General features: G+C 32.6%; 7 protein-coding genes. All 7 read right to left on the bottom strand.

Going from position 1 to position 6752, the window contains the following annotated elements:
* Positions 1-710: IS30 family transposase (locus A9G44_RS11170; RefSeq protein WP_065611065.1), on the bottom strand; the 710-nt coding region annotated here is incomplete at its 3' end.
* Between the two features lie 642 nt (positions 711-1352).
* Entirely contained in the window at positions 1353-1562 is a 210-nt protein-coding gene (locus tag A9G44_RS11165) for a hypothetical protein (protein ID WP_065611063.1), read from the bottom strand.
* Between the two features lie 70 nt (positions 1563-1632).
* Positions 1633-2430: a DUF3944 domain-containing protein gene (locus A9G44_RS11160; RefSeq protein ID WP_065611061.1), complete on the bottom strand. Its 798-nt coding sequence runs from the start codon at positions 2428-2430 to the stop codon at positions 1633-1635.
* Between the two features lie 112 nt (positions 2431-2542).
* Positions 2543-2809, bottom strand: coding sequence for a YkgJ family cysteine cluster protein (locus A9G44_RS11155; RefSeq protein ID WP_065611067.1), 267 nt, complete (start codon positions 2807-2809; stop codon positions 2543-2545).
* A complete protein-coding gene (locus A9G44_RS11150; protein ID WP_065611059.1) occupies positions 2806-4377 on the bottom strand; it encodes a cobalamin adenosyltransferase in 1572 nt (523 codons plus the stop codon). The genes A9G44_RS11155 and A9G44_RS11150 overlap by 4 nt, the downstream gene beginning before the upstream one ends.
* Before the next feature lie 63 nt (positions 4378-4440).
* Positions 4441-5511, bottom strand: coding sequence for a chemotaxis protein (locus A9G44_RS11145; RefSeq protein ID WP_065611057.1), 1071 nt, complete (start codon positions 5509-5511; stop codon positions 4441-4443).
* A 60-nt stretch (positions 5512-5571) separates the two neighbouring features.
* Positions 5572-6516: a WYL domain-containing protein gene (locus tag A9G44_RS11140; RefSeq protein WP_065610887.1), complete on the bottom strand. Its 945-nt coding sequence runs from the start codon at positions 6514-6516 to the stop codon at positions 5572-5574.
* Positions 6517-6752: the final 236 nt, after the last annotated feature.

Raw genomic sequence — 6752 nt, 5'->3', positions numbered from 1 at the left:
ATAGCATGATGATAATTAAATTCGGTTCCATTATCAAAGGTGATGCTTTTAACCATTTTTTTAAACGGCGTTAGCAATTTTATTATCATATCTCTCGTTTCGGAGGCGGTACGTTGATTGAGGCGCCCAATTAATACTAGCCCTGTTTTGCGTTCAACTAATGTCACCAATGCTTGCTTGTCTTTACGGCTAATAATCGTATCGCCCTCCCAATGTCCTCGCGTTTTCCGGCTTTCTACATAACTTGGACGTTGTTTTATTGACCGTTTATATCGGCGGTCTCCTTCTTTAATACTCGGTGCCTTACAATGCCTATAGGCTTTGCCTTTTCGCCTTAGATAAGGTTTGAATTGTTCATAGCGTGCTTTATTTTGATAAAGATAGTTATAGATTGATTGGACACTGACTTTCTTTAAACGTGCGGCAATCTGCTCTGGGCTGTAATAAAGCATGAGGTATTTTTCAACTTGGCGCCATACTGAAGACGCTATTGGTTTACCATTACCGTTGTTTTTTCGCCTTTTCCTAGCTAGGGTTACCGCATCATGTGCTTGATAGGCTTGATTAGGTTTTGAGTTTCTTTTTATCTCTCGACTTATTGTCGAAGGATGTCTATTGAGTAGCTGGGCTATCTCTTTTTTATTCTTTCCGGCTTGTAATAATACGAAAATCTGGTATCTTTCCTTCCTAGAAAAGTGATTATAATACATAGCAATCTCCAAACTGTGGTGGTGCGAAGGTGCTAGTATAAATCACCTTTCTACTTTCTTCACTCCACCGTGTTTAAAATTGCACTTCATGTTTGAATCCAGGAAACGCTTGGTATCAAGGTGTGGCACTTCACCTGGATAGGTTTTGTTATAGCGTTTAACTTGCCGTCTTAATTTATATTCAATCTATTTTTCGACTTTTAACAGACGTTTAATTCCATAACGAATGGTTTTATAACGTTCATTCTTACTGGTTAAGGGCACAAAAGCTTCAATCGGGCTTTCTTTAGTACGTTATAAATAGTCTAACAAATGATCATAAAGCGTTTAGCCAAATCAGTAACCGTTATTTTTTCTTTATGATATAAGCGCCATATCTCTTATCTGTAATAAGGCGTTAGTTTTTTTTATGTATATTCAATATAGTACTGTCTCAAATTACTGTAAACAATGCGGAAAACCCTCACATTGCTAGCTACTGAAGCTGATATTATTGATCTATATAACAAATATCGGTCTTGTGCACAAGATAGATCAGTTGGTTTATTATAAAATTTAGTGACAGAATTAACTGTCACCTTTAACTATTAAATATACAAAACCTAAGATAGGTCTGGTGGTCTATCCAGTCTTTTCCTACAACTAATTAAAAACGCGATTAATAAGCTTATTAACAACTCCACCAACAATAATCGAGGTTACAAAACTAGCTAATACTCGCCCTTCTGTTTTTATTGATTTAAGATCTTCATCTTCTTCACACGCTTTTGCTATTTTATCTTGCGCAGTATATACTGCTGCTGTCGTTAAAAGAAGCCCAGAACCCACACTAATTAATTTAAAAATTGACATGTATAACTCCTTATTGTTTTATAGCTAAATAGATAAGCACAACTCTAATTAGAAAAATAAAAAACTTTTGTTAAAGATTTTTTCCCATCATTTTTTTAAGATCTATATTATTTTTTAATATATGATTCGTTATTTTTGCATCATTGTATTTTTTTCTTAAGGTTGCTATATATAAACAAGCTGGAATTGTTACACGATAAGCTGGTCCTGTAATATTAAATAGTAGCCATAAATGGTTTATTGCCAAACAAATAGATAATACTAATTCCTGATATCGCCTCGGGTAAGGTCTTGGTAACATTACTGTCATTATATTGCCTGATTTAAAACCAAAATTGTTTAAAATGCTAAATATTAAATAATTTGAAATTAAAGAAGACGAAGTTATAAAATTTTGAATCCCCATCATTACCATGGATGGTGTAACTTTAGAATTAACATTACCCAATTCTGCTGCTATCTTTTTAAGGTCTTTTTGACTTATATTTTCTAATGATTGCTTGAGAAGTGAATTTAATAAAGCATCTTCAATTTTTTCAATAAAAAACGGTGATGGCTCACTTAACATTGTATTAGTTCGATTGCACACATCTATTAATATTTCGCGATAACAAACCCCTTTTCCCTGCCTCAACAGGTTCATTCCAGAATTTGCACCAAATGTTTGAAGTTCTGCAGCAATAGATTTCCAATATAATTGGTGGTTAGGATAATGTCGTTTATAATTTGCATCACTTGTTAATGTTTCGGTAAACCGAAGGGTATTATCCTTAGGATCAACAGTCAATATAGAAATCAATAGTTCTAAATCTTCATTAGTACATTGTTTTAAAAATACTAGATCTGAATCATTTCTATAAGTAGCCATTAATACTCTCCTTATTAATTATTTATAATAACAACACTATAGCAATCAGAGTTTCCTTAATAAGGAATTTAAGATGTTTTTAGTTCCAATTTTGTTATTACTGGTTCATTTGCTATTTTAAATTCAAAATTTTGCATGCTATAGTGTTTATCTCGATAAACTCAACCCAACTATATTTATTTTTATAATTGAGTTGATATTGTTTATCTACACGGCAGATATCTGGCCTTGTTTCATAAATGGTACATAATTTTGTTTGATGATCATAATAGCGACATACCCCATTACCACTATCAAGAAATTGTGTTTCTTGTGAGCGATTAACACTGCAACAGCAAGCTCCACATTGATAACAAGGAAACGAGGGGGAATTACTCATAATGATTTTAACCATGAATTTACTGACTCAAGATTACCTGCTTCAAATGGTAATTTAATGCCACGACGAGTTACTTCCTCTTTTAACAGAAAGCTGCGTTCTAGTTCATTATTGGTCGTAGTAAGATGCAATGTAAATGACGCTAATTGTTGTGTATCCATATTGAACTCTAGCCTTGCCAACTCTTTTAAATAATTATCTAATTCAGCATTTACAGCTTTAAAAAAATCGAGAGTTCTTTCGTATTTATCTTTAAATTTATCCAAAAAAGCCCAAATTTTTTGAGGAATAGTCCCTTTATCTAGATAGTGATTAAATGCTAATGTTAAAATACCAGTCGCTAGTGCACTACAAAATGCGGATAATTCGGTACCGAATGGAAAAGCAAATAATTGCGAACAGATACTATAAATAGCAGTGCCACAAACAACTGAAACTCCAGCGCTAATAATTTTACTTACTTCTTTAACTAATTGACCTAAAGGTAATGAATTAGGGTTGCAAAAGATTAATTTTATAGCTGCCGTAATATGCCCCCACATTTCCCGAATCATTTTTCCAAGCATTTTTTGCGTAGTGAAAAATATATTAGTAACAGTAGTGGTTACACTGGATAACGCACCACTGACAGCGCCATCTTTGAAAGAATTAAAAAAATCTTTAAATTTTAATTTTATTCGTTCCCATATAGCATTAAATACATTGTTAACATCATTTAAGAAATTTTTTATAGAAAAGTTATATTTATTATTTGCATAAATAGAAGGAAATTGATCGCGTAGTTCAAACCATGCCTCAGCAAGAATAAGCCCTAGCATCTGTCTTGTTCCCATTTTAAAACCAGAAAGGGCTGATTGATAAGCGACATCTTTAGCAAACTTACTGCTAGTATAATAGGCTATATTGACAGTTCTCTCGTATTTAGCCCGTGCTTTTTTGTCTATTTCAAGCATCTTATTGAAGTTTGCTTTTTCTTTATTTTCTAACTTTTCTAATGACTTTTTTTCTTGATCTGTTAACGATTTTTTCTGTTTTAATATAGCTATTTCTTGACGAGTTTGAGTGAGTTCGTTTTGAAGTTTGTTTACAAAGTCAGACATTGAACTTGCTTTCTTAGACTTATTTAATGTTTCATTAGTGAAATATAAATTGCTACTGTCATTAGCAAGGTCAGTTCCTGATAATTCAGCTAATATTCGACCTTGATCGTGATGTATTTCATTTGCAGCAATAACGTGATCTAAATTTTTTTTATCATGTTGAGCAAATATTTTCCCTGTGTAAGCATCTTTTAAGGTATTTGCTTGATGAGCGATTTTTCCTTGTCGATTTGTCTCAATATAATTGGCATGAGAATGATACTCATGTGAATCATATTTTGGATTTTGTTCCTTTCTTATTCTTTCTCTATCAGTTGCGTAAATGTTTTGTCGTGCATTATGAACGGTATCAACATCTCCACCTACATTATCTTTAAATAATAAAAAATCTAATCCAAATGAAGTCACCAAAGATTTGACAACGGTATTATGTAACTCTTCGCCCCAATCCATTTCCTGTTTCATCATTATTTTTAGTCCTCGTTAATATAATCAACAAAACAAAAGCCAAGTTCCCTTGGCCTTTTATCATTACACTCCCAGAATAAAATCTTTGTATTCTTTTTCTTTATTAATTAATACATTATCTAATTCTTCTTGATTAAGAACATTGAATTCATCACTATCTTTTTCGACTTCAACAATACCATCTTCAGATACTTTTTTAATTTTAAAAAGTGGGGTTGTAATAATATCGGTCATAATAGCTGCCAATAAATAACCGTTATTAATAATTCTTAAACTCTTTTCCGAATTATCGCTAATATCTTCTCCCCAACCCAGAACCACTATCTTTTGATGCAATTCTTTTAATGCAGAAAAGTATTCATTAAAGGTCTGATTAATTTTTTCTAATGATGTGTAAATTTTATCTGCATAGTTATTTATATTAGATAAATGTTTATCAATTAAATCCATTCTTGTTATTGCTTTGTCAACTTCATATCTTGTTTCTTTTGCCTTTTCTAGGGCTTTTTCAGCATAGCTATCATAAGCAAAACCACCAATAGCAATCATTGGTGCAATTGCAGCAGCGCCCAGAACCATTGCACCGCCAGCCATTCCCCAACCACCTGCAGCAAGAGATCCTCCACCGATAGCTGCCATAGTGGCATTATATGCAGCTACACCTGATAAAGCGGCAATAGGTGTTCCTGTTGAAGCGGCGGCAAAAGCCATCACTCCACTATACACAGCAAAACTTGCAGCAGCCCCTGCTGCACCAGATGCTACAGCCGTACCTAAAAACTCCACTGTAGAAAATGAATACTTTTCAATTTTATCTATCTCACATTTAGGAATAGATAATGTGAGATCTTTATTGTCTTTTTGTTTCAACTGTTTTAATAATTCGTCAGAAATTTTCTTAAATTCACCAAATGATTTACCAATATTAAGTTCTAATGAACCTAACCGATCTAATTTCTGAGCTGAAACTGTATTTAATGCCTCAATTTCATTTTCTCGTTTGTCATATCGACTTTTGGATCCTTCTATAATTTCATCGGCCTCAGATTTTTTTTGATAACCATCGTATGCTTTTTTGCCACCAACTGCTGCAGCGACTGCAGCTGCACCTGCAAGAATAATAGGTAATGCCATTGTTATTTCCTCGTTAAATTTATGTTAATTAAAATATATTATGTTTGTATCGCAATAAAACTAGGATGTGATCATCTTTGCTTGCTCTCCAAACCCCCTAACCCAAGCGTTTAACTCACGTTCACTAGATGTGGTGATAGTAAGAATAATTTCGCCATTTTCGATTTCTTCGATTTTTTGTTCATCGCACCAAATTCTTTCTTTGACATAACCAGCCGCTGATTTGGCAAATTGAATTGAAAAAGTACGAGGTTCATGTTCAGGTAAACCAAACATTGTTTTATTTTCAATTGGATCAGCTATTGATATAGAGGCTTTTTGATTAATAAAATCTAACTTTTGTATTCGGTGAATTGCCAAACAAGTACTGTGTTTTAATTCTGTCGCAACGTTATTTGAAATTGCGCCATAAACATATAAGGCATGATTCATTGCAATTACTTTTTGCGGAATAAAATAGTGGTTTTTTCCTTGTTGATTACCACTAGCAACATAATGAATGTGGCAAAAAGTCTTGTTTTCAATACACTTTAATAAGTCCTCAATAATGCTAACTTTCTCTGAATAATCAATCTTCCCTTTACTAAAAAAGGCAATAGGTTTACTTAGTGAAAAGTGTTCTCTTGTATCTAACTCTAATAACAACATAGAAAGATGCAATAATGTTTGATCAATACGTTCACCAATCTCTGGTGGAATAAAGGGTTTGGACAATTCACGGCACAAACTTAGATATCGTAATTCCTGATAATTTAAACCTAGTGTATTTTTATGATTGATCTGCAAACTATACCAACGACGATTTTTTTCCTTGCCAGAGCAGAAACATTCAGGGAAAGATAACTCGATCTGTTCAGCTAGTCGTATTACTGTTTGAGCAGAACAGTTTAGTATTTCAGCTAAATCTGATTGATAATGCGGTTTATTATCTGATAGCAAAATGTGATACATTTTCAACAGTTTTTGTCCTGCACTAACATTTGAATCTTTCTTCCTACCCATCATCTATTTACCTATTGTAACCTTTTCCCTAATTAGAAATATTGCTTTATTTTTAATCAAATATTTTTACAGAATAATATAGCTTTTCTTAACTTAAAGTATTAACTGAATTTACAAATTAAACTTTATGCTTGATCTGAATAAAAATCCGATAACATTTACATTAATAATGTTATATTCTGATTACGCATTAAATTATCAGATTGTTTTTCCTATCTACGGAAAAAGAAATAAAAAGA

It is taken from the genome of Gilliamella sp. Occ4-3 (assembly GCF_001690675.1).
Taxonomy (GTDB): domain Bacteria; phylum Pseudomonadota; class Gammaproteobacteria; order Enterobacterales; family Orbaceae; genus Gilliamella; species Gilliamella bombi.
The sequence above is the reverse complement of the archived record's forward strand: the minus strand, read 5'-3'. Positions and strand labels throughout refer to the sequence as shown.